Origin of the sequence: Campylobacter sp. BCW_4323 (assembly GCF_001763115.1) — a bacterium.
GTDB lineage: Bacteria > Campylobacterota > Campylobacteria > Campylobacterales > Campylobacteraceae > Campylobacter_D > Campylobacter_D jejuni.
On record NZ_MJYC01000036.1, the window covers coordinates 37,911 to 60,187 of the forward strand.

Sequence of the window (22,277 nt, forward strand, 5' to 3'; positions counted from 1 at the left end):
TTAAAACTTTTCAAGCATTTTGATTAATTTTTTAATTTTATCAATATTTTCTAAATGAATTACAAAATCATTATTTTTATTTTTGCAGTCAAATCCAAAGCGATTTAGTATGTGTTTTAATTTCTTTATTTCATCTTCAAATTCTTGATTAGGTAAGCTTTCATTATTTTTTATTTTTTTAACTATTTTTTCGGTATCTCTAACATTAAGTTTTTGACCTATTATACTATCAACCAACATTTTTTCATCTTTTTGATCTAAACCAACCAAAACTTTAGCATGACCCTGAGAAATTTTTCCAGAAGCAATCAACTCTTGAGTTCTAATATCTAAATTCAGAAGTCTTAAAGTATTTGTTATTTGAGTACGAGACTTATGAATAAGTTCTGCTAAATTCTCTTGTGTAATTTTATGAACTTGCATTAAATCCTTATAAGAATTAGCAAGCTCAATAGGGTTTAAATTCTCTCTTTGTATATTTTCAATAAGAGCCAATTCTCTAAGCTTATTCTCATCAATATCAGCAATAAAAGCTAGAATTTCTTTTTTTCCTAATGCTTTCACTGCTCTTAAGCGACGTTCTCCAGCAATTAAAATAAATTTACTATTTTTTTTAAATACAATAATAGGCTGAATAAGTCCAAATTCTTTGATAGAATTAGCAAGCTCATCTAAAGCTTCTTGATCAAATTTCTTTCTTGGCTGAAATGGATTGGGTGAAATTTGATCAATTTCTATCATAGTGCTTTGATTTTTATCAAAACCCAATTCTTTACTATAAACAGTATCCATATCACTGATTAAACTGCTTAAACCCCTATCTTTATTTAACCCCATTATAATTATCCTAATATAGAATACGCCAAATTTTGATAAGCAACAGAACCTGGCGATTTAATATCATAAAGAATTATAGGCTTTCCAAAACTTGGACTTTCTGCAAGTTTTACATTGCGAGGGATCACAATAAAGTCATCTTCGTTTCCATTAATAGTAAAAAGTTGTTTTTTAAAATTTTGTTTCAAATCATCTACAACATCTTTAGAAAGATTATTTTGAGAGCTATACATTGTCGGTAAAAATCCACGAACCCTGAGTTTAGAATTAATAGTTTTTTTGATAATTTTAATTGTATTTAAAACCATAGCTACACCCTCAAGCGCATAAAATTCACACTGTATAGGGATAATTACACTATCGCTTGCTGCAAAAGCATTTATAGTAATACTTCCAAGAGCAGGCGGAGAATCAATAATAATAAAATCATACTCATCAATCACTTCTTGAATTTGATTTTTAAGCAGCATTTTTTTCTCATTATTTTCACCTTTAGCAAGCTCTTGTTCTATACCTACAAGACCTATATTTGAAGGAGCTAAATGAAGTTGTGGCAATTCTGTTTTTAAAATAATATCTGAAAGCTTTTTTCTTCCTATAAAAACATGGTAAATATTATACTCATAATTATTACGATTAAAACCAAGTCCTGTAGTCGCATTAGCTTGCGGATCAACATCAATCAAAAGTACTTTTTTCTCAGCCACAGCTAAAGAAGCGGCTAAATTTACTGCTGTTGTAGTCTTTCCTACTCCACCTTTTTGGTTTGCTATTGTAATAATTTCGCTCATCTTAAACTATACACCCTTTTATCACCTAGTAAAATTGAACCATCTTCATACAAAAAAGAATTTTCAAGTGAAAAAACTTTACCTTCATGATGGACGCTAAATTTTCTTGATTTTTCGAATTCTAACATATACTTGCTAAAAATATTCTTCCATAAAAATTTTTTTTCTACTTTTTGCAAAAACTCACTCACTAAATCTTTAAGCGAAATTTCTATATCGCATAAAACTGTATTTTGAGGTGAAAATTTCAGATTTAAACCCATACCGCCTATGATAAAATTTGAAATTTTAGCACTTATAACCCCTCCAGCTTTTTTATCATCTAAATATAGATCGTTAGGCCATTTAAGCCAAATTTTAGAACCTTTTTCTTGTAAAACTTCTTTAAGTAAATAAGCAAAATAAATGCTCACAGAGGCCAAAGGTAAATCTTTTGGTAAATCTTCTTCTTTAATACAAAAAGAAAGATGTAAATTTCCTTTAGAGCTTTGCCAAGAATTTTCCCTGCTTCCAACTCCATTTGTTTGTTCTAAAGCATAAATAGCAAAATTTCCATCAATCTTTCCATTGCGTATTTGCTTGCATAAAAAAAGATGAGTTGAGTCTATACTTTCAACACAAACTATCTTCACTTTTAAGCCTTTTTCCATTTAAATAAGTCCTACCATCAAGAGCTTTTTTTCCACTTTCTTGAAGTTTTTTAATACGCAAAACTCCTTGTTTGCAAGCAAGCAAAAAACTTTCTTTTTCTAATTCTAAAATTTCACCCATCTTAGCATTTTGTTTTAATTCATCCACAAGTTCAAGTTCTAAGAATTTAAGTCCATTTTCCAAGAAAACTCCAGGCCAAGGGGTAAAAGCTAGATATTTTTGATAAAGTTCTCTTGCATTTTGCAAATTTATAAGCCCGTCTTCTTTTTTGATTTTTCTACAAAGCGTTGCTAGACTTTCCTCTTGTTTTTTAGGGGTGATTTTATCGAAATTTAAAAGAGTAGAGAGGATGAGCTTAGCAGCCAAATTTGCTAAAAGTTCAAAAACTTCACTTGAATTTTTATCTTTTATATCACATTCTAAGCTTTCAAGTATAGCACCTGTATCAAGCCCTTCTTCCATGAGCATGGTGCAAACTCCACTTTTTTCATCTTTGTTTAAAATCGCACTTTGGATCGGACTAGCACCACGGTATTTTGGAAGTAAAGAAGCGTGCAAATTCACACAAGGCGCTAAATCCAAAATGGCTTTAGGTAAAATTTTTCCATAGGCAGCAACCACGATAAAATCAGGATTTAAATCCTTAATCTCTCTTATAATATTTTCATCTTTTAAAGAACTTGGAGTAAAAATAGGAATACTAGGATAATTTTGACTTAAAAAAGCCTTAGTATCACTTGGAGTTAAAATTTGCTTTCTACCTACAGCTTTATCAGGCTGGGTAAAAAGTGCTACGAGTTTAAAATTTTCATTTTCTACTAGTGCTTTTAAAATACAAGTTGCGTAAGATGGAGTACCCATAAAAATAATTTTTTTCATTTTTTCGCTTTGTGTGAAATTAAAAAGTGTTAATTATAGCTTATTTGATTTTAAAAGAGAATTTAATAAATTAATCACTCAAACAAAGTTCCACCTATTTGTTTATCTTCTAATAAAAATGTCTTTGCCGCACTTAAATCAAATCCACTTGCTAAAAACATTTTTTTATTGTGTTCAAGTAAAAATTTAGCTGCTTTAAGTTTGGTTACTATACCGCCTGTTCCGTGTTCACTGCCTGTTTTTATGGTTGCTTGTAGCCATTCTTCTTTAATATGAGTGATTTTTTCTAAACGCTTTGCATCACTAAATTCACTAGGATTTTTATCATAAAATCCATCAATATCGCTTAAAATCACAAGCAAATCCGCATCAAAAAAATGCGTAGCATAAGCACTTAAGCTATCATTATCACCGAAGACAATTTCTTCTATAGCTGTAGCGTCATTTTCATTGATAATAGGCAAAATTCCTAAATTTATCATCATATCGATAGCATTTTTTGCGTGTTTGGTAGCTTTTCTAGAGTCAAAATCCTTACCTGTAAGTAAAATTTGTCCACCTAGTTTATTAAATTTGGCCAAAAGCTCGTTATAAACACTGATTAAAAAAGGTTGTCCAATAGCGGCTAAAACTTGTTTATTAATGAGGTTTTTTCTATCGATATCTAGTTTGGTGTGTCCTGCTGAAATAGCCGCTGAAGTTACTAAAATCACTTCATATTTTTCCATGAGTTTAGCTAAAAATGCGACTAAATTTTTAAGACGCTCAAAACTTAAAGTGTTTTCTTCGCTAATCACATGAGAACCCACTTTAACAACTATTCTTTTCATGCTTATTCCTTGAAAAATTTTTATAATTTTAGCCAAAATTTCATATAAACTAGTTATTGTTTGAAAAAATAGGGAGTGTTTGAAATTTTTAATATAAAACACTCCTAGATTGTTAAAATTTTTATTTATTATTTCTTAAAGTTTTAATTTCTTCTAAAAGCATGAATTTAAGTTCTTTAAGTCCTGTTTTTTCAAGGCTTGAGACTTTGATTAAAAAGCTTTGCGGATTATTTATTTCTTTGAGATAATTTTCTAACTCATTAATGTTTAAAGCAATTTGCTCGGCAAATTCTTCTCCTAAATTAACACTATCACTTTTTGAAATCATGATGCCAAATTTACGCCCAAAAAGTTCATTGGAAAATTTTTCAAGTTCTTTTCTTAGTACTATAAATTGTTCTTTTAAAGGCATTTCTCTCATAGGATCAAGCACGAAAAGTAAAAAGCTCGTTCTTTCTATGTGCTTTAAAAAAGCAAGTCCTAAGCCTTTACCCCCACTTGCTCCTTCGATAATCCCTGGAATATCAGCCATAACAAAGGAATTATACTCATCTACATCTACGAGTCCAAGTTTTGGAGTAAGGGTGGTAAATTCATAATTTGCAATTTCAGGTTTTGCATTTGAAACAACGCTTATAAGAGTAGATTTTCCCACATTTGGAAAGCCCACAAGCCCTACATCGGCAATAAGTTTAAGTTCAAGTCTAACTAAGCGACTTTCTCCTTTTATACCAGGTTGTGCGTAATCGGGGCGTTGATTAGTGGCGTGTTTAAAATGAGTGTTGCCAAGTCCGCCTTTTCCACCTTTTAAAAAAAGCTCTTTTTGTCCTTCTTTGGTAAGATCGAGTAAAATTTCATTAGTTTGTGCATCGATAACTTGCGTTCCTTCGGGCACTATAAGTTCTAAATTTTCACCCTTTTTGCCATTTTTATTGCGTCCCATTCCACCAGCACCATTTTGTGCGCGTAATTCTCTTTTGCCTTTGAAATTTACAAGAGTGTGGGTATTATTATCACATACGAAAATAATATCGCCACCATTTCCACCATCTCCTCCATCAGGGCCACCAAGTGGAACATGTTTTTCACGGCGAAAACTTACAGCACCTTTACCACCATCGCCTGAAGCTAAAGTAATTTTAACACTATCAATAAACATTTAAATTGCCTTTGACTTTAAATTTATAAAGCTAAATTTGAGTAAATAAAAGAAGTTAAATTCATAAATTTAAAGTTTTCAAGACGCTAAAAAGCGTCCTAAAAACTTATGCAGGATATACAGAAACTTTTTTTCTATCTTTATCTTTTCTTTCGAATTTTACAAAACCATCAATCAAAGCAAAGATAGTATGATCTTTTCCCATACCTACATTGTTACCTGCATGAGTTGCAGTTCCTCTTTGGCGGATGATGATATTTCCAGCTCTAACAAACTCGCCACCAAATTTTTTAACACCTAAACGACGACCTATAGAATCGCGGTTATTTTGAGTTGAACCTTGACCTTTCTTGTGTGCCATTCTTTACTCCTTAAGCTTTGATATCTTTTACTACAACGCGAGTAAATTGTCTTCTAAAACCGCGTTTGAGTTTAGAATCTTTTCTGCGTCTTTTTTTGTAAATCACAACTTTTTTATCTTTTCCGTGATTGATCACTTCCAAAACAACTTTTGCACCTGCTACGAAAGGCGCACCTACCTTTAATTCTTTATCATTGATAGCAAGAACTTCGCTTACTTCAATACTTGCTTTGCTTTCAGCTTCAAAGTGATCTAGTTTTAGCTCATCGCCAACACTTACTTTGTATTGCTTTCCACTGTGTTTGATAATAGCATACATTGCTTTTCCTTATAAATTGGTAGTACCATAAAGCACCGCAATAACGGATTTAAAAGCTTTAGTGGTTTAATAAAATTTTGATTTTACAAAATTTTTCTTTAATTTTTGATGAATTTAAGAAAGGATTTAGAGTTTGAGAAAAATCAAACTCTAAAAATTTAAAAGCCTAGATTTACTCCGCCACCTTCTTGGGTTTCATAATTTGCATCACGACCTATAGTATAACCATTTCCACTATTGCTACCAATTAAAGGTCTACAAATATCGCCTACTTTTACACTACCTTCTGTGATTTTTGCATAAGAAAGTTTAGGGCTTGTGCGAGTGATTTCAATACTTCCTGTTTTGCTTTCTACTCTTCCTGTATTTTCTTTTGTATAAGCATCTTTTATAACCTTCCCAAGAGCAAAACATTCATAAATATCACCTTGATTTAAGCTTTGAGAAAATACTACTTCATTGTTTTCAACGCTTGCAACTTTCAAAGGATAAATTGCATTTAAAATATCTCCTGCAATACGATTTGCAATTTGTTTGAGTGCGGTTTCATTGGCACTAAGACTATTGTCTTTAAGATTGACTTTCATACTTAAAGTATTAGAAAATTTAATTTGTCTTGTAGCAAATAAAAGCACACGATAATCTACGATAACTTCAATTTCAGTTTTGCTTTTTCCTGTTAAATTGCTTGTTTTTTGTTTACCTTCAAGTCCTGAAATAGAAAACAATAAAATATAATCTGTTGCTAACACATTTTTAAGTTTATAAACTTCATCGCTAGCTGCGTCGCCACTTTTGATTAAAGCTTTTTCCATTTCATAATAGCCACTAGAATCACGGTCTAAAACATTAAATTTACGACTTTGCAATAAATCGGAAATGATTTTTTGTTGCAAAGCTGAGCCTATACCTCTTTTTGCAGCATCTGGAGTAGAATCAAAAACAGTAATACTTCTTCTATTATCTGCACTTAAACCTGGAGCTTGATACTTTTTTGTTGTTGTGGTTTTAAAAATCGTTACATTGGCTGTATATTTACCATTTGCATCTTGTTCAACACTATTGATTTCATAAGTATCAGCTCTACCTTTGGTGGCTTTTGAAATTTGCTCGCTGTAATTATCTTGTATATTTGAACCTGAATTATCAGTTGAAACGCTAGTGTTAGATTTCTTAAGAGAATTGATGCTTACTCCACTCATTTTTCCTATAGCTTCTATAATGGCATTGTTTATCGCATCTTCTCTAGTTAAGCCTGTGCCTTCGCCTGTGCTTGATTTTGTTGAAGTTGTAGTCACAACTTTAGCATTAAGACTTAGGCTTAAAAATAAGCCTAAAAAAAGAATTTTAATTATTTTCATCTTTTACCTTTAAAAATCATCCATGCTATTTACAACATTAGAGCTTCTTTGTATGCTAGAAGATTTTTTAGCTTCATTTTTTGTTGTATTTGACTTTGAATTTAAAGCCTCATTTGTGTTAGCTAAATTTTCATAAGAATAAAATCTCACAGCTCCTACATGTTCAATACCATTTTCACTTGTATAGCTCCATTTTTTAAGAGTGCGAATACCACGAATTTTACCGCTTGCACTTGCTTTTATTTTACTACTTACTTTGTCAATAATATTTGTTATGTTTTGAGTTTGTTCTTGAGTGGAACTATCATTAACATTAATACTTTGTTTGATAATTTCCTCGTAAGTATCACCAGTTGTTCTTTCATCTTTAAGACTTAAATTTGTATTAATAAACTCTATAATAGCAGCATCAGCCATAGTAAGTGCTGTTTCTTTGGCTCTATCTTCTAAAATATTTGTTTTTTTAGCATTGCTAGAATCTGCTACATAACCCCAGTTTCCATAACTTAAAATAATAGGCGCACCATTTTCATCATAAACTAAGCGAATTCCATATTCATTTAAAAAACCTTTTGTATCTTTTGGCAGATACTCACTTATTGCCTTGCCTTTACCCTTAATAGCACTCTGTCTTGCTAGTGCCATATCTTTTGCTAATTGGCGAGTTTTATTGGAAATAACAGCAATAACACCTACATCATACTCACCTCTTCTTTGTGTAACTATAGTTTGCACAGGAACAAGTCCACTCATAGAACCTATGGCATTTGTCATAGTTTTATTAAGAAATTCTTGCTTTAATAAAGTCTTTTTTCTGTCTTCGCTTAAAGAATTTGTATCTATACCTAAATCTTTTAATGCCTTATCAAGCTGAGCACCAGCTAATTGTGTAAGTTTATTTAAAATTTGATCAATCTTATCACCTTTTGGCAATTCATCAAATTCCTTAGCATTAGTAGAATTGTCTGCTTCATAATTTTGAATCCTGCTTGTAGCAATTCTTCCAAAAGCATCTCTTATAAATTCGCTTTGCAAATTTAACATTGCTTTTTGATAAGCATTTTGTAAAGCTTGTGCAAATTGTGGATCAGTATCATTTACAGCAACAGTACTTTTTCCCGTATAAAAAGTTTTTCCATCTTTGGTTATACCATATTCTATACCGAAATTATCCGCAAATTCTTCAAAAAAATCTTCAATTGATTTTGGGGTAATATCCTTAGTACTTGCGTCAGACATTTCATTTTGAGTATTTATATCTTGTTGTGTAATTTCTACAGGCTGGGAACCTTGTGCATAAAGTAAACTTGCCATAACCAAAAAGCCGATAAATAATATTTTTTTCATTTTGTATCCTTTTAAAAATCATAAAAAAAGCCCAAGCTAAACACTTGAGCTAAAAATTTTATTCATAAATTAATTTTTATTTTACCAAGTAACTGATTTACTAGAACCGGTTTTATCAATAGTTTGTTCATCTTCCCAATAAACTAAACCTGATGTTAAATCAGTAAGTCTTAGTAAGAAAAAGTATTCTACTTGAGTTTTACCATTGCTAAGTTTTACATTATCTTGTCTAATTTTACCCGCAAGAGAAAAATCAGGCGATACCAATGTACCTTTTTTTGCTATGGTTTTTTGATTAAACTCATCATTATCTCTTAACTCTCTTACATCTTCACTCATGCTATCAAGCGCTCCGCCTGCAGCAACTGCCGAAGTTAGAACAAATTTACCTGATTTTCTTAATGCAGAAGTGATTTTTGCGGTGAGTTTTTCAGTATCGATTCTTTGCGGGGTATCATTTACAACCCTACCAATAGCAATAACCTTTCTTGTACCTGGTTTAATATTTGCAAAAGCAGGATCGCTTAACATACTATTTATCATAGTTTCAGCTGCACTTTCAAAATCTTGTCTATCAAGACCCAAGGTTAAAGCATCGCCTTTTTTTACCTGACTTGCCTTTCCATCTGTATAAGCTGTTTGCGCACAACCACTAAAAAGCAAAGCTCCAATAAGAGCTGTTCCTAAAATTTTTGTTTTTTTCATGATTTATCCTTCCTAAAATGAGATTAATTTTTTGCTTTAATTTCTAATCTAAAATCCTTCGCTCTTATATCAGATGCAAGTTTACGAAGAATCACCTCTTGTCCTGCTGGAATTCTAAGGGCTTGATAGTCCTCATTTAAAACATCTCTTAGCACAAAACCATCTTTATCTAACCAATCCACTTTATAAATTACATTTTTAGCAAAAGTACTGCGTAAAATCACTTCAAATTCTAAATAACCATTGCTATTTATACGTTTTTGAAATTGTTTTACTAAACTTTTTGGTAAATTTGAACCTAAAATTACAGCATTTTGATTTGAATTTATTTGATAACTTGGCACACAAGCACTAAGTAAAAACATTAAAATAAATAAAATAATTTTTTTCATCTTTTAGCCTTATTTTTCCATGATAGCAACACTTGCAGGTAAATACGGAGCAAAAGAACGCACTATCACAAGAGCATTTTTATTTTTATCCAATGATTTTTGAAACAAAATATTGCCTTGTGGATCTTTGATTTCTAAATTTCCGTCGTTTTCTATTGTTGCTATGGCAATACTTTTTGGCAAACCTCTCCAAGAACGCACATCAGCTTTGTTGGTTGCAGCAGTTGCTACTGCTGTTGCAAGACTTAGCCATCCACCTGTAGAGTCATTATTTGCAACAGCTACATTTAAAGTGGTTTTAACTATAGTTTGAGCTAAGGCTTTAGCAATCATTGCAGGCATATTTATTTTAAATTCAGTAGCGACAATATTGTCTAAATCTACAAAATCATTTGTATTTTGACCATTTATATTTAAATTTGCAAAAGAAGCTTCCCTTTTTTTCAAGGTTTGTAAAGCAATATTTGTGCTAATAATTTTTTTATCCACTATAAAAGGTAAGGTTAAAGCAAATTCATCCTTAACTACACCGAATCCATTTTCATAAACTACAAAAACATATTTTTTAGCTTTTTTGACTTTTATTTTTGTGGCATATTCTTTAAAAATTTTAGCCTCTTTTTTGATAGTTTTGTTTTTTGGATAAATAATAGCTACTTCTCTAAATAAATCTGTAGCTTTTCTATAATCTTTATCCATAAAGAAAAATATTGAAGCAAGATAAGTCGCATAAGGATTTATGAAATTTTTTGTTGTATCAAACTCTTTAAATAAGTTATCGTATTGTGCTTCTATAACTTTTGAGTTTTCATTCATATTTTTATCATAATTTTTATCTTCTTTTGCCTTATCTAAATCAGCACGATTTTTCTCAATTTCTTTAGCAAAATATTCTTTTGCCTTATCTTGACGCATTAAAGCACGATTAAACTCAACTCTTGCATTTTCATAATCATCTTCTTCCATATAGTTTAGAGCTTTATATATATTAACCATAATTCTTTCATATAAAGAACCATCATAATCAACTATAGTATCATTAAGCAAGGTTGTACCAACAAATTTAGTTGCTTTAGAGCCTACATTTTCTAAATCCACATCATATTTATAAGATTCTTCCGCAGCATCAAAAAATATATTACTTTTGTTAAAATCACCACAATTTCTAGCAATCAAACCTGCATTTAATCCTGTATAAATGACATCATCATTTTTTTTAATTTTTTCTAAATTTTGATTGAAAAAATCATCACCACAATATTTTTGTGTTAAAGCATTTTCAAATGTTGTATTTTGTTTAACCTGATTAACACAAGCTGTTAAAAAAAGGCAAACAATACCTGAAAAAATCAACCCAACTTTTATCTTCATTAAATTCCTTTCTTAAAGAAAATTAAAAATGAATATTATAGCGTAGTATATACTTAAAAACTAATGAAAAAATTTTAACCCTAGGAGAGAAAAACCTAGGGTTTGATTTAAATAAGCATAGGAGCTAATACAAAGCCTAATGCTACAGCAATTGCAATAGCTAAAACTCCTGGTATAAAGAAAGAGTGATTAAATATAAATTTACCAATTCTAGTCGTTCCTGTATCATCCATTTGCACAGCACCAAGCAAGGTTGGATAAGTTGGAAGCACAAAAAGTGCCGAAACTGCTGCAAAACAAGCTACAAGCATATAAGAATCATGCGGATTTGCTGCTGAAATTCCTAAAGCGGTGATAATTACAGGTACAATGGCCTTTGCGGTTGCTGCTTGAGAATATAAAAGCATACTTGCAAAGAAAAATGCAACTGCTAACATAGCAGGGGTTTGTTTAACCCAGTCGCCTGCTACTTCTTTAATAGAAGCTTCGTGTCCTGCAACAAAAGTATTTCCAAGCCATGCTACACCAAAAACACAAACACAAGCAGTCATACCACTTTTAAATACACTGGTATCAAGAATTTTACCTGGTTCAACTTTACAAAGCCAAGTGATCAAAGTTGCTGCAGTAAGTAAAAAGCTCATAATAGCTGCATCTCTTGGAACCACAACAGGATCGATCCATTTAATATTGCTCGAAATTGCGGTTGCATAAAGTACAACTGCCAAAACAGTGATCAAGAAAATTCCTACTGAAAGTTTAGCACCTGGTTTATCTTCACCATGTAAAATAGCTCCTGCATCTTTAACAAGTCCTGCTTTTAAGCGTTCTTGATAAACGCTATCTTTGCTTAAATCCATAGGAGTGATTAAACTCACTATAAAAGCTGTAAGCATACAAGCTATAAAAGTTGTACTGATCCAAATTCCAATTAAAGTTGGATAATTCCATCCAAGTGGCTCTAAAACGCCGCTCATATAAACCACAGCTGCACTCACAGGAGAAGCAGTGATTCCAATTTGTGAAGAAACAACCATTAATGAAAGTGGAGCACTAGGTTTTATGTTTTGAGATTTTGCAACATCAACTACAACAGGCATTAAAGAAAATACTGCATTTCCTGTTCCTGCTAAGATTGTAAGCAACCATCCACAAGCTGGAGCTAAATAATTTATAAATTTAGGGCTTGATCTTAAAATTTTTTCTGTCACCCTTACCATATAATCAAGTCCACCTGCTTGTTGCATAGCAGAAATTGCTGCAATAGCTGCAGCAATAATTAAAATAACATCCCAAGGAATATTACCAGGTTTCATACCTAAAACAAGTCCTAGTATAACTACACCTAATCCTCCAGCATAACCTATAGCAATACCGCCTAGGCGAATACCGATAAAAATTGCCCCAAGAAGGACGATTACTTGCAAAATTATCATTATATCCATATTAAATCCTAAAATGCTATTTTTTAGCTTCCATGTGAGGATTTAGCATATTTGATGGTGTTAAAATTTCATCAATTTGTTCTTTACTTAAAAGCCCTCTTTCAAGCGCAATATCAGCCACTCTTTTTCCAGTGTTCATTGCCTCTTTAGCTATAGAAGCTGAATTTTCATAACCAATATAAGGATTTAAAGCTGTTACTATACCTACTGAATTATAGACAAAGTCTGAACAAATTTTTTCATTTGCAGTAATACCATCTATACATTTATCAGCTAAAGTATACATTGCTTTTTCTAGCATTACAATAGAATTAAATAAGCTATATGCTGCAACTGGTTCAAAAACATTAAGTTGTAATTGTCCACCCTCGCAAGCAAAAGTTACAGTTACATCTGCTCCAATAACAAAATAACAAACTTGATTAACTACTTCAGGAATAACAGGATTTACCTTACCTGGCATGATAGAACTACCTGGTTGCATTTTTGGAAGATTAATCTCATTAAGACCACATTTTGGACCACTACTTAAAAGTCTTAAGTCATTACATACTTTAGAAAGTTTTGTTGCAACACGTTTTAAAACACCTGAAATTTGTACATAAGCTCCCGTATCTTGAGTCGCCTCGATCAAATCCTCAGCCACAGTATATTCAAAACCTGTCACTTCTCTTATTTTTCTTTCTACAACCTTCGGATAATCAGGATGAGAATTAATTCCCGTTCCAATAGCAGTTCCGCCCAAATTGATCTCTAAAATCAATTTTCTAGCTTCTAATACTCTTTGTATATCTTCACCTATCATTACGGCAAAAGTTTTAAATTCACGACCTAAAGTCATAGGTACAGCATCTTGCAGTTGGGTTCTACCCATTTTAAGAACATCTTTAAATTCTTCAGCTTTTCTCTCATAAGCTTTTTTTAGATGTTCCATAGCTTTTGCCAAATCACTTAAATAATCATGCAAAGCAAGGTGTAAAGCTGTAGGATAAGCATCGTTAGTACTTTGGCTTAAATTAACATGATCATTTGGATGAAGATATTGGTATTCACCTTTTTTATGACCCATAAGTTCAAGTCCTATGTTTGCTATAACTTCATTAGCATTCATATTTGTACTTGTTCCAGCACCTCCTTGGATCATATCTACTACAAATTGATCATAATACCCGCCTTCTAAAATTTTATCACACGCTTTAATAATCGCATCTTGGATATTTTTATCCAAAAGACCTAATTCATGATTTGCCATAGCTGCAGCTTTTTTTACTCTAGCCAAAGCTCTAACAAAGCGAGGAAAATCTTTTAATCTATCATGAGAAATATCAAAATTTTCAACAGCTCTAAAAGTTTGCACTCCATAATAAACCTCATCAGAGATTTCCAATTCCCCAATAAAATCATGTTCTTTTCTTGTTCCCATTTTGAACCTTTCATAAAAAGTATTTTAATTTAAAATCAAAAATTTTTGATTTAAATCATAAAATAATGATATTGCATTTTTAGTTAATAATTGGTTAATAATTAAAATACTTTCAAAATATAATAAATTAAGTATTTTTATATCCTAAATTATGTCTTTATATTTAATTTTTATTAATATAAAAAATTTTATTTACTTCAAAAAAAATTAATATATTTTTGCAAGCTTTTTTTGCTAGAATAAAATTTTTAATAATTTAAATAATTAGGGATAACATGGAAGAAATTACAATAAACATAGATAAGATTAAAATAAATGATGACTGGAAAGAATTTTTAAGAGACGAATTTCAAAAAAAATATTTTCTAGAAATCAAAAAACAATACCTAAATGCGATTGATCAAAATATAATTATTTATCCGCCTGCAAATTTAATCTTTAATGCTTTTAATTTATGTCCCTTAAAAGAAATTAAAATTATTATCCTAGGACAAGATCCCTATCATCAACCAAACCAAGCAATGGGGCTTAGTTTTTCGGTTCCAAAAAATGTAAAAATCCCACCAAGTCTTAATAATATTTTTAAAGAAGTGCAAAATGATTTAAACATCACTCCAGTAAAAAGCGGAGATTTAAGCTCTTGGGCAAAACAAGGAGTTTTGCTCTTAAATTCTATTCTTAGCGTTGAAGCAAGTAAAGCAGCTAGTCATAGTTCGTGGGGTTGGCAAGAATTTAGTGATGCTATAATACATAAATTAAGCAATGAAAAATCAGGGCTTGTTTTTATGCTTTGGGGAAATTACGCAAAAAGCAAGGAGGTTTTGATTGATAATACTAAGCATTTGATTTTAAAAGCGGCCCACCCAAGCCCTTTAGCTAGAACAGGATTTTTAGGTTGTAAGCATTTTTCAAAAGCTAATGAATTTTTAAAAAAAGTTGGTAAAATTCCTGTAGATTGGAAAATAGTTTAAAAAATTATTTTAAATTTTAATAAAAATATTAAAATATATTTATTTGTTTAAAAATAAATCGTATTTCTATGAAATATATTGTAATAAAACAACTCAAAAATTAATTCTTAAGGAGAAAAATGAAAACCATTGGTATTATAGGCGGAATGAGTTTTGAAAGCACTATTACTTATTATAAAACAATAAATCAAGCTATAAATGATAAATTAAAATCTTTAAATTCTGCAAAAATTTTACTTTACAGTGTTAATTTTGAAGAAATAGAAAATTTACAAAGCCAAGATAAATGGCAAGAAGCTGCACAAATTTTGACTCAATGTGCTAAAAAATTAGAACTTGCAGGGGCTAATTTTATAATAATTGCAACTATTACTATGCATAAGGTTTTTGATGAAATTCAACAAAACATAAATATCCCTATTTTGCATATTGCAAAAAGCTCTGCTAAGGCTTTAAAACAAGAAAACATACAAAAAATTGGTTTATTGGGTACTAAATACACAATGACTCAGGATTTTTATAAAAAAATACTGATTGAAGAAAATATTAGCGTTATTACTCCTAGTGATGAAGATATAAAAATCGTTAATGATATTATTTTTAATGAGCTTTGCAAAGGTAAAATCAAGCAAGATTCTAAAGAAAAATATTTAAATATTATAAAAAAACTACAAGAAAAAGGGGCAAAGGGAGTGCTTTTAGCTTGCACTGAAATTGGTTTATTAATATCCAAAAATGATACAAATATTAAAATTTTTGACACAAGCCTTATTCACGCCCTTGATGCTGCTAATGAAGCTTTAAAAGATTTATGATTAAAAGATGCCCAAAAATGGGCAAATTGCAATATTTTGAAAAGATTTATACTTATATCGGTTTAAATCTTATCTTGCTTTATAGTTTGCTATCTTTTTCTAATTGATTGATATTTAGCATTATAAATTTATAGCTTAGATAAATTACTAAAGGCCAAGCCAATAAAAACAAAGCATGTAACATTTTTTCTCCTTAATATGCGTGATCATCGTTTGCGATTTCTTCACGTGTAATTTTTACTTTATCCATTGCATTCCAAACATAGATAATATAAGCTAAAACAAAGGGTACAAGTAAAGACACATAAGCCATGACGCTTAGAGTATAATAGCTTGAACTTGCATTTTTTAAAGTTAAAGAACTTTGCAAATCACTTAAAGATGGGTAAAAAGCACTTTGACCTAAACCAATGCTTGATAATAAAGCAAAAACTGTTAAAACCGTTCCAAGTCCTAGGGTAAAAATAGCTTTAGAGCAACCTTTTGCTCCTTGAATCATACCTAAAAGCACTAAAATCACACCGATAGCAAGCAAGATAGCAAAAATCATTTGATTTAAGAAATTATATAAATACAAATTCGCACTCATGCTTACAGTTCCATTGGCATCTACGCTAAAACCATCTTTTAAAAAAATCCACGCTAAAAAACCTAAGAAAAAAGGTAAAAACAAAATGCTATTGATCATAAGTTTTTTCATAGCTCTTATTTTGATATTCTCATCATTGATATTGTTCATAAAATACGCTGCGCCTAAAAGCCTTGCTAAAAATACCAAAGCTAAGCCTAAGAGATAATTAAAAGGATTGAGTAAAAGTTCTAAGCCGTGCAAAGGGTTTTGCCAAGAAACAAAATTATGCTCATTTAAGATAAATTCAGAACCGCTAAAAAAGCTACTTACTGCAACTCCGATTAAAAATACCCCTAAATATCCATTGATTTTAAGAAAAATTTCATAGGTTTTAGAGCCATAAACATTATTTTCTTTTTTACGATACTCATAAGCCACAGCTTGTAAAATAAAACAAAATAAAATACAAAGCCAAGCCCAATAAGCTCCGCCAAAACTGGTACTATAAAAAAGTGGAAAAGCTGCAAAAGCTGCTCCGCCAAAAAGTACGAGAGTTGTAAAACCAAGCTCCCATTTACGCCCTAAAGAATTGACTAGCATGGTTTTTTCAAGCTCATCCTTGCTAAGCTCATCGATTAAAGTCTGTCCACCTTGGACAAAAAACATAAAAACTAAAAGTCCACCGAGCAAACTTAAAATCAACCACCAATAAATTTGCAAACCTTCAAGTTCTAAACCAAAAAACATTATTTTTCTCCTTTGCCCATAAGTGGAGTATGTCCTGCATGTGCGTCAAAACCTTTTTTAATCTGAGTAAGTATTATTTTAACTTCTGCAATCAATAAGGCTGTAAAAAGTACTGCAAAAATCCAAAATGAAATTTGAACATTGACTTTTCCAAGTTGTGTTGCTGCGATATGTACGGGAAGTAAGTCTTGAATTGCCCAAGGTTGTCTGCCTACTTCAGCAACAATCCAGCCTGCTTCAGCGGCGATATAACCCAATGGAATGGATAACAAACACACCCAAAGTACTTTTCTAAATTTCTCAATATCATTTGCCATAGTAAGATAAAGTGTAACAATGAAAAGTAAAAAGAAAAAACTTCCTAAAGCAACCATAATATGAAAGCTATAAAAAGTTAAAGCCACAGGCGGAATAGTATCACTTGGTTTTTCTAAATATCCATAACCAAAATCTTTAAAATGAGTTTCTAAAATAGATTTGTGATTTGCCATAGCTATTGTATCATTGTTTTCTTTAGCAAGTTTATAGTCTTTTAGAGCTTGTATAGCGATTTTTCCTCTATCGATACGATTTTGCATAGGTTCTATACCTTTGCTTTCATTTCCATAGATTAAATCTTCAATTCCTGGAACAAAAGAATTTGGATCACGGTTTCCTAATATAGAAAGAGCGTAAGGTATAGTAATGTCAAATAAAAACACACTTTCGTTATTGTCTATGGTTTTTTTAGGGTTTAAAATTCCAAAAGGCACAAGTCCTGCACGATGTTCACCTTGATAAACCCCTTCCATAGCTGCAAGTTTCATAGGTTGAGTTTGAGTTACACGGTAAGCACTTTCATCTCCGCTGAAAAACAAAAAGATTGAACAAACCAAACCAAAACTAGCTCCTACAACTAAGCTTTTTTTAGCCTCGATAATATGGCGTCCCTTTAACATAAACCAAGCTGAAATTCCTATTACAAATAAAGCTGAAATCACATAACCGCTGCCTATGGTATGTAAAAATTTTGAAATAGCCACAGGAGAAAGTGCTACTTCAAAAAAGCTTTGCATTTCATTTCTTGCTGTATCAGGGTTAAAGCTCATTCCTACAGGATATTGCATCCAACCATTTGCCACTAAAATCCAAAAAGCAGAAAGATTGCTTCCTATAGCCACACACCAAGTTGAAAGTAAGTGAAAACCCTTACTTACTTTATCCCAGCCAAAAAACATAACTGCAAAAAAAGTAGCCTCTAAAAAAAATGCCATAATACCTTCAATCGCCAAAGGTGCACCAAAAATATCTCCCACAAACCAGCTATAATTTGCCCAGTTTGTTCCAAATTCAAATTCCATTATAATACCTGTAGCTACACCGATAGCAAAATTTATAGCAAATAATGAAAGCCAAAATTTGGTGATTTTTTTCCATCTTTCATTTTTAGTTTTTACATAGATAGTCTCCATGATAGCAATGATAAAAGATAAGCCTAAGGTTAAAGGCACAAACAAAAAATGATAAAGTGCAGTTAAAGCAAACTGCGCTCTTGACCAATCAACGCTACTAAATTCGTTCATTTATTTTCCTTCGAGTGTAAGATTTTTGAGTACAAAAGTGCTTTTTTCTTTGTCGCTTTTAAAAATAGAATTAAAATTTACATCAAAAACAAAAAGTTTTAAAATCACAAACATAACAAAAAGTTTGATAAAGATAATTTTCCAAAGGGTCTTTCCAAGAGTTAAATTTTTAAAACCTTCTTTGTAAAAATTAAAAATTTGAGAAATACTAAAATATAAGTGTTTAAGATACATGTAAATTCTACCTTTAAAAACAACAAAATAAAACATTTTAAGGAGCGGAAAATTATAATGAAAATTATGTTATTATTTTCTTAAAAAATTTAAATACATAATCAAGGTTTTTAATGCAAAAAATTAAAGTTTTTATGTTTTTTATGATTTTTTTCTTTAATGCATGTTCTTCTAAATTTTGAAAATGTAAATCCTTTGAGGTGTTCATTTGGAGAATTTGAAGATACTCACTCTTTAAAACTGGATTTTGAACCTATTTTTCCTACCAATCAAGAAATTCCAAGTTTAATTAGCAATGCTGATTTAGTACTTATTACTCCTATTTACCCCACCTTTAACTAGTAGCATCAACAATAATGCAGTAAGACAACTTGCAAGTGGAGCAAACCCCTTAGATGTCTTGATGATACAAGAAATAGGAACTTTACTAAGAATAGCCACTCCAATAGGACGCCATGTGCAACAAAGTGGAACGCCTATTGACGAATATGAGTAGAATTTGAGGACTCTTTCAAGACCTGATAGGGTTTTTATTTATTATTCTCACATTGATGTAGAAGCTAATCGTGTAAATTTAGCTATAGTTTCAAGACCCATTATAGGAATTCGCGATGGAAGTGATGCTTTTTTCAATATCTATGCTTTAGCCAATGAAGGAACAGATGTAGGAGCAATTATCACAGCCCATAAATACACATTTTGCAAATATACCTCAAGTTAACTGGATGATAGCAGGGGATTTTAACCGTGATCCTTCTACTATAACAAATACAGTGGATAGAGAATTAGCAAATAAAATTAGAGTGGTTTTTCCAACTAGTGCAACTCAAGCAAACGGAGGGACTATTGATTATGCAATTACAGGCAATTAAACAGACAACAAGCCTATACTCCACCACTTTTAACTGTGATTTTGATGCTTGCAAGTTTAAGATCATTTTCCAGTTAATTTTAGAAAATTTTAGGACATTTAATATAAAAAAATTGTTGCTTTATTTTTTATGTTTATAACTTTAGCCTTTGCAACTCCTACTGGAGATTTGAAAGATTTTACCAAAATGGTTTCTATAAGAAGTTTAGAAACGGGAATTTTTTTAAGTGCCTTTAGAGATATCTCAAAAGATCCTATTGATCAAAATTGGAATATTAAAGAAATTGTTTTAAGTGATGAGTTAAAACAAAAAGATAAATTAGCTAATGAACTTCCTTTTGGTTATGTGCAATTTACAAATCCAAAGGAAAGCGATCTTTGTTTGGTTATCTTAGAAGATGGAACCTTTGGAGCAAAATCTTGTCAAGATAATCTAAAAGATGGTAAACTAGAAACTGTATTTTCTATGAATGCCAACAACAACTTCAGCTGTGCAAATTCGTTCTTTGGTTTTGGAATCTGATGAATGTATGGTAACTTTTTAATCCAAATATTCCTACACAAAAACGCTTTAGAATAGCCCATTGCACCTTAGATCCTAATTTTTTATGAAGCAAACGAACTAATGATTATAAACTCCACCTTTAACAGCTTCTACCCCTTTAGAATAAGATTTTTTCTTGTTCTATTTTTATATTTATTTAATATTTATGATATTACAAAAATACACAAAATAATCAATAACAACACAATGTAATTTACTTTACTCTATAATTTTTTTATTTTAATTTAATTTTTTGTTACAATAAATTTATACATAAATAATTATCAAGGAGGAAAAATTGGAGCAAATTTTAACATGGCAACAAGTTTACGACCCTTTTTCAAACATTTGGCTAAGTGCTTTAGTGGCATTTTTACCTATACTATGTTTTTTAGTTTGTTTGGTTGTTTTAAAACTTAAAGGTTATCAAGCAGGTTTTTTAACTGTTATACTTGCTACTTTGGTAGCTTTATTTGCCTATAAAATGCCTTGGAATTTAGTGGGTGCAAGTTTTATTCAAGGCTTTACAAATGGTATGTGGCCTATAGCTTGGATTATCATCGCGGCAATCTTTCTTTACAAACTTTCCATCAAGTCGGGTTCTTTTGAAATCATTAAAAAAAGCGTGATGAGCATTACTCCGGATCATAGAATTCAAGTGATTTTAATAGGTTTTTGTTTTGGTTCATTTTTAGAGGGTGCTATAGGTTTTGGTGGCCCCGTGGCTATAACCGCTGCACTTTTAGTAGGACTTGGTTTGCGTCCTTTGCAAGCTGCAGGGCTTTGTCTTATCGCAAATACCGCTCCTGTTGCTTTTGGTGCAGTGGGAATTCCTATTATTGCTATGGCAAATCTTGTTGGTATAGAACAGCATTCAGTTTCTGCCATGGTAGGTAGAATGCTAGTTCCTTTAAGCCTTACTATACCTTTTTTCATAGTTTTTTTAATGGATGGATTTAAAGGCGTCAAAGAAACTTTTCCAGCTATTTTAGTTGCGGCACTAAGTTTTACAACTACTCAATTTTTAAGCTCAAATCATTTAGGAGCGGAATTGCCTGATATTATTTCAGCTGTAGTTTCTTTAGCGGTTACAACTATATTTTTAAAATTTTGGAAACCAAAAAATATTTTTAGATTTGATAATGAAAGCAATTTCACTCAAGATAACACCTTAAGTTTTAATCAAATTTTAAAAGCTTGGTCGCCTTTTATTTTACTTATTGTTTGTATTATCATTTGGACACAACCTTGGTTTAAAGCTCTCTTTGATAAGGACGGAATTTTAAGCTATACAAGCATTACTTTACAATTTAGCAATATCACAACTGGAATTTTAAGCCCTTCTATCACAGGCATAGGAGAAGCTAAGCCTTTATCTTTGGCCTTGGGCGTAGATTTAATCAATGGAAAAACCGTAGCTCAAGCAGGAACAGCGATTTTACTTGCCGCTTTTCTAACTATAGCTATTTTAAAAATCAAAGCCGAAGATGCTGCAGAATGCTTTTGGGTTACCTTAAAAGAAATGGCTATACCTTGTATTACCATAGGTTTGGTTGTGGCTTTTGCTTTTATTTCTAAAAATAGCGGTATGAGCACTACCTTAGGGCTTGCTTTTGCACACACAGGTAATGCTTTTTCTTTCTTTTCACCAATCATTGGTTGGATAGGGGTATTTTTAACAGGCTCTGATACAAGTGCTAATTTACTTTTTGGAACCTTGCAACAAGTAAGTGCTCAAAAACTAGGTGTTAGTGAAGCTTTATTTTTAGCAGCTAATTCAGTAGGTGGGGTCGTTGGAAAGATGATCAGTCCACAAAGCATTGCTATAGCTTGCGCAGCAGTTGGGCTTGTAGGAAAAGAATCTGATCTTTTCAAATTCACATTAAAATATTCTGTAGCTTTTATTATTTTAATAGGAATTTGGACTTGCATTATAGCTTTTTTCTTACAAGAAATCATCCCTGAAGTTATAGTGAAATAATTAAAAAATTTAAGTTTTGCTTCAACAAATATTCGTTTTTAGAATATTTGTTGGAAAATTTACTTTGCTTTTATTTTTATAGGATTAGAATATTTATCCTAAATTATCCC

General features: G+C 31.2%; 22 protein-coding genes and 2 pseudogenes. 6 read left to right on the forward strand and 18 right to left on the reverse strand.

Annotated elements, in window-relative coordinates; translation table 11 throughout:
* From AJN60_RS02155 to aspA, 15 genes are all read right to left on the reverse strand, one after another.
* Nucleotides 1-837, reverse strand: a complete 837-nt coding sequence (locus tag AJN60_RS02155; RefSeq protein WP_002871098.1) for a ParB/RepB/Spo0J family partition protein — start codon at nucleotides 835-837, stop codon at nucleotides 1-3.
* A 5-nt stretch (nucleotides 838-842) separates the two neighbouring features.
* Nucleotides 843-1,628 (reverse strand): ParA family protein, encoded by a 786-nt coding sequence (locus tag AJN60_RS02160; RefSeq protein WP_002851697.1) that lies wholly within the window; start codon nucleotides 1,626-1,628, stop codon nucleotides 843-845.
* The gene (locus AJN60_RS02165; protein WP_070285792.1) at nucleotides 1,625-2,278 is read right to left on the reverse strand and encodes a biotin--[acetyl-CoA-carboxylase] ligase; all 654 of its coding nucleotides are present in this window, start codon (nucleotides 2,276-2,278) and stop codon (nucleotides 1,625-1,627) included. The genes AJN60_RS02160 and AJN60_RS02165 overlap by 4 nt, the downstream gene beginning before the upstream one ends.
* Complete coding sequence (gene fmt, locus AJN60_RS02170; RefSeq protein ID WP_002860586.1) at nucleotides 2,241-3,158, reverse strand: methionyl-tRNA formyltransferase; 918 nt, start codon at nucleotides 3,156-3,158, stop codon at nucleotides 2,241-2,243. The genes AJN60_RS02165 and fmt overlap by 38 nt, the downstream gene beginning before the upstream one ends.
* A 74-nt stretch (nucleotides 3,159-3,232) precedes the next feature.
* Nucleotides 3,233-3,988: a glutamate 5-kinase gene (gene proB / locus AJN60_RS02175; RefSeq protein WP_002871097.1), complete on the reverse strand. Its 756-nt coding sequence runs from the start codon at nucleotides 3,986-3,988 to the stop codon at nucleotides 3,233-3,235.
* A 121-nt stretch (nucleotides 3,989-4,109) separates the two neighbouring features.
* Nucleotides 4,110-5,147, reverse strand: a complete 1,038-nt coding sequence (obgE, locus tag AJN60_RS02180; RefSeq protein ID WP_002860931.1) for a GTPase ObgE — start codon at nucleotides 5,145-5,147, stop codon at nucleotides 4,110-4,112.
* Nucleotides 5,148-5,253: 106 nt separating this feature from the next.
* Nucleotides 5,254-5,508: a 50S ribosomal protein L27 gene (rpmA, locus tag AJN60_RS02185; RefSeq protein WP_002800974.1), complete on the reverse strand. Its 255-nt coding sequence runs from the start codon at nucleotides 5,506-5,508 to the stop codon at nucleotides 5,254-5,256.
* 10 nt (nucleotides 5,509-5,518) lie between these two features.
* Complete coding sequence (rplU, locus tag AJN60_RS02190) at nucleotides 5,519-5,827, reverse strand: 50S ribosomal protein L21 (protein ID WP_002778820.1); 309 nt, start codon at nucleotides 5,825-5,827, stop codon at nucleotides 5,519-5,521.
* Nucleotides 5,828-5,985: 158 nt separating this feature from the next.
* A complete protein-coding gene (locus AJN60_RS02195; RefSeq protein WP_002860930.1) occupies nucleotides 5,986-7,188 on the reverse strand; it encodes a CsgG/HfaB family protein in 1,203 nt (400 codons plus the stop codon).
* Between the two features lie 9 nt (nucleotides 7,189-7,197).
* Complete coding sequence (locus AJN60_RS02200) at nucleotides 7,198-8,535, reverse strand: DUF6844 domain-containing protein (RefSeq protein ID WP_070285793.1); 1,338 nt, start codon at nucleotides 8,533-8,535, stop codon at nucleotides 7,198-7,200.
* Nucleotides 8,536-8,616: 81 nt separating this feature from the next.
* The gene (gene lpoB, locus AJN60_RS02205; protein ID WP_002851945.1) at nucleotides 8,617-9,240 is read right to left on the reverse strand and encodes a penicillin-binding protein activator LpoB; all 624 of its coding nucleotides are present in this window, start codon (nucleotides 9,238-9,240) and stop codon (nucleotides 8,617-8,619) included.
* A gap of 23 nt (nucleotides 9,241-9,263) precedes the next feature.
* Entirely contained in the window at nucleotides 9,264-9,632 is a 369-nt protein-coding gene (locus tag AJN60_RS02210) for a DUF1425 domain-containing protein (protein ID WP_070285794.1), read from the reverse strand.
* Nucleotides 9,633-9,641: 9 nt separating this feature from the next.
* Nucleotides 9,642-11,003: a COG3014 family protein gene (locus AJN60_RS02215; RefSeq protein ID WP_070285795.1), complete on the reverse strand. Its 1,362-nt coding sequence runs from the start codon at nucleotides 11,001-11,003 to the stop codon at nucleotides 9,642-9,644.
* Between the two features lie 107 nt (nucleotides 11,004-11,110).
* Nucleotides 11,111-12,448 (reverse strand): anaerobic C4-dicarboxylate transporter, encoded by a 1,338-nt coding sequence (locus tag AJN60_RS02220; RefSeq protein WP_044794035.1) that lies wholly within the window; start codon nucleotides 12,446-12,448, stop codon nucleotides 11,111-11,113.
* Between the two features lie 16 nt (nucleotides 12,449-12,464).
* Nucleotides 12,465-13,871, reverse strand: coding sequence for an aspartate ammonia-lyase (gene aspA / locus AJN60_RS02225; RefSeq protein WP_002854440.1), 1,407 nt, complete (start codon nucleotides 13,869-13,871; stop codon nucleotides 12,465-12,467).
* 275 nt (nucleotides 13,872-14,146) lie between these two features.
* On the opposite strand from aspA, the gene ung reads away from it, so the two are divergent.
* Both ung and AJN60_RS02235 read left to right on the forward strand, forming a co-directional pair.
* Complete coding sequence (gene ung, locus AJN60_RS02230) at nucleotides 14,147-14,842, forward strand: uracil-DNA glycosylase (RefSeq protein WP_070285796.1); 696 nt, start codon at nucleotides 14,147-14,149, stop codon at nucleotides 14,840-14,842.
* 119 nt (nucleotides 14,843-14,961) lie between these two features.
* Nucleotides 14,962-15,657, forward strand: a complete 696-nt coding sequence (locus AJN60_RS02235) for an aspartate/glutamate racemase family protein (protein ID WP_070285797.1) — start codon at nucleotides 14,962-14,964, stop codon at nucleotides 15,655-15,657.
* Nucleotides 15,658-15,850: 193 nt separating this feature from the next.
* On the opposite strand, the gene cydB is transcribed toward AJN60_RS02235, so the two are convergent.
* Genes cydB through AJN60_RS02255 form a run of 3 tightly spaced genes read right to left on the reverse strand, consistent with a single transcriptional unit; the run spans nucleotide 15,851 to nucleotide 18,771 of the window.
* The gene (cydB, locus tag AJN60_RS02245; protein ID WP_002860923.1) at nucleotides 15,851-16,975 is read right to left on the reverse strand and encodes a cytochrome d ubiquinol oxidase subunit II; all 1,125 of its coding nucleotides are present in this window, start codon (nucleotides 16,973-16,975) and stop codon (nucleotides 15,851-15,853) included.
* The gene (locus tag AJN60_RS02250; RefSeq protein WP_070210683.1) at nucleotides 16,975-18,537 is read right to left on the reverse strand and encodes a cytochrome ubiquinol oxidase subunit I; all 1,563 of its coding nucleotides are present in this window, start codon (nucleotides 18,535-18,537) and stop codon (nucleotides 16,975-16,977) included. The genes cydB and AJN60_RS02250 overlap by 1 nt, the downstream gene beginning before the upstream one ends.
* Nucleotides 18,538-18,771, reverse strand: a complete 234-nt coding sequence (locus tag AJN60_RS02255) for a DUF4492 domain-containing protein (protein WP_002851632.1) — start codon at nucleotides 18,769-18,771, stop codon at nucleotides 18,538-18,540.
* Nucleotides 18,772-18,930: 159 nt separating this feature from the next.
* On the opposite strand from AJN60_RS02255, the gene AJN60_RS02260 reads away from it, so the two are divergent.
* The 4 genes and pseudogenes from AJN60_RS02260 to AJN60_RS02275 all read left to right on the forward strand — a co-directional run bounded on the left by AJN60_RS02260 (nucleotide 18,931) and on the right by AJN60_RS02275 (nucleotide 22,167).
* Nucleotides 18,931-19,113: a toxin gene (locus AJN60_RS02260; protein WP_070285061.1), complete on the forward strand. Its 183-nt coding sequence runs from the start codon at nucleotides 18,931-18,933 to the stop codon at nucleotides 19,111-19,113.
* 16 nt (nucleotides 19,114-19,129) lie between these two features.
* Nucleotides 19,130-19,736 (forward strand): annotated as a pseudogene (locus tag AJN60_RS09845) (cytolethal distending toxin subunit B family protein); the annotation flags it as partial.
* Between the two features lie 36 nt (nucleotides 19,737-19,772).
* Nucleotides 19,773-20,313, forward strand: a pseudogene (locus AJN60_RS02270) (cytolethal distending toxin subunit A/C).
* 171 nt (nucleotides 20,314-20,484) lie between these two features.
* Nucleotides 20,485-22,167 carry an L-lactate permease gene (locus AJN60_RS02275; protein WP_070285798.1) on the forward strand — a complete coding sequence of 561 codons (1,683 nt, stop codon included), beginning with the start codon at nucleotides 20,485-20,487 and terminating at the stop codon, nucleotides 22,165-22,167.
* Nucleotides 22,168-22,277 lie beyond the last annotated feature (110 nt).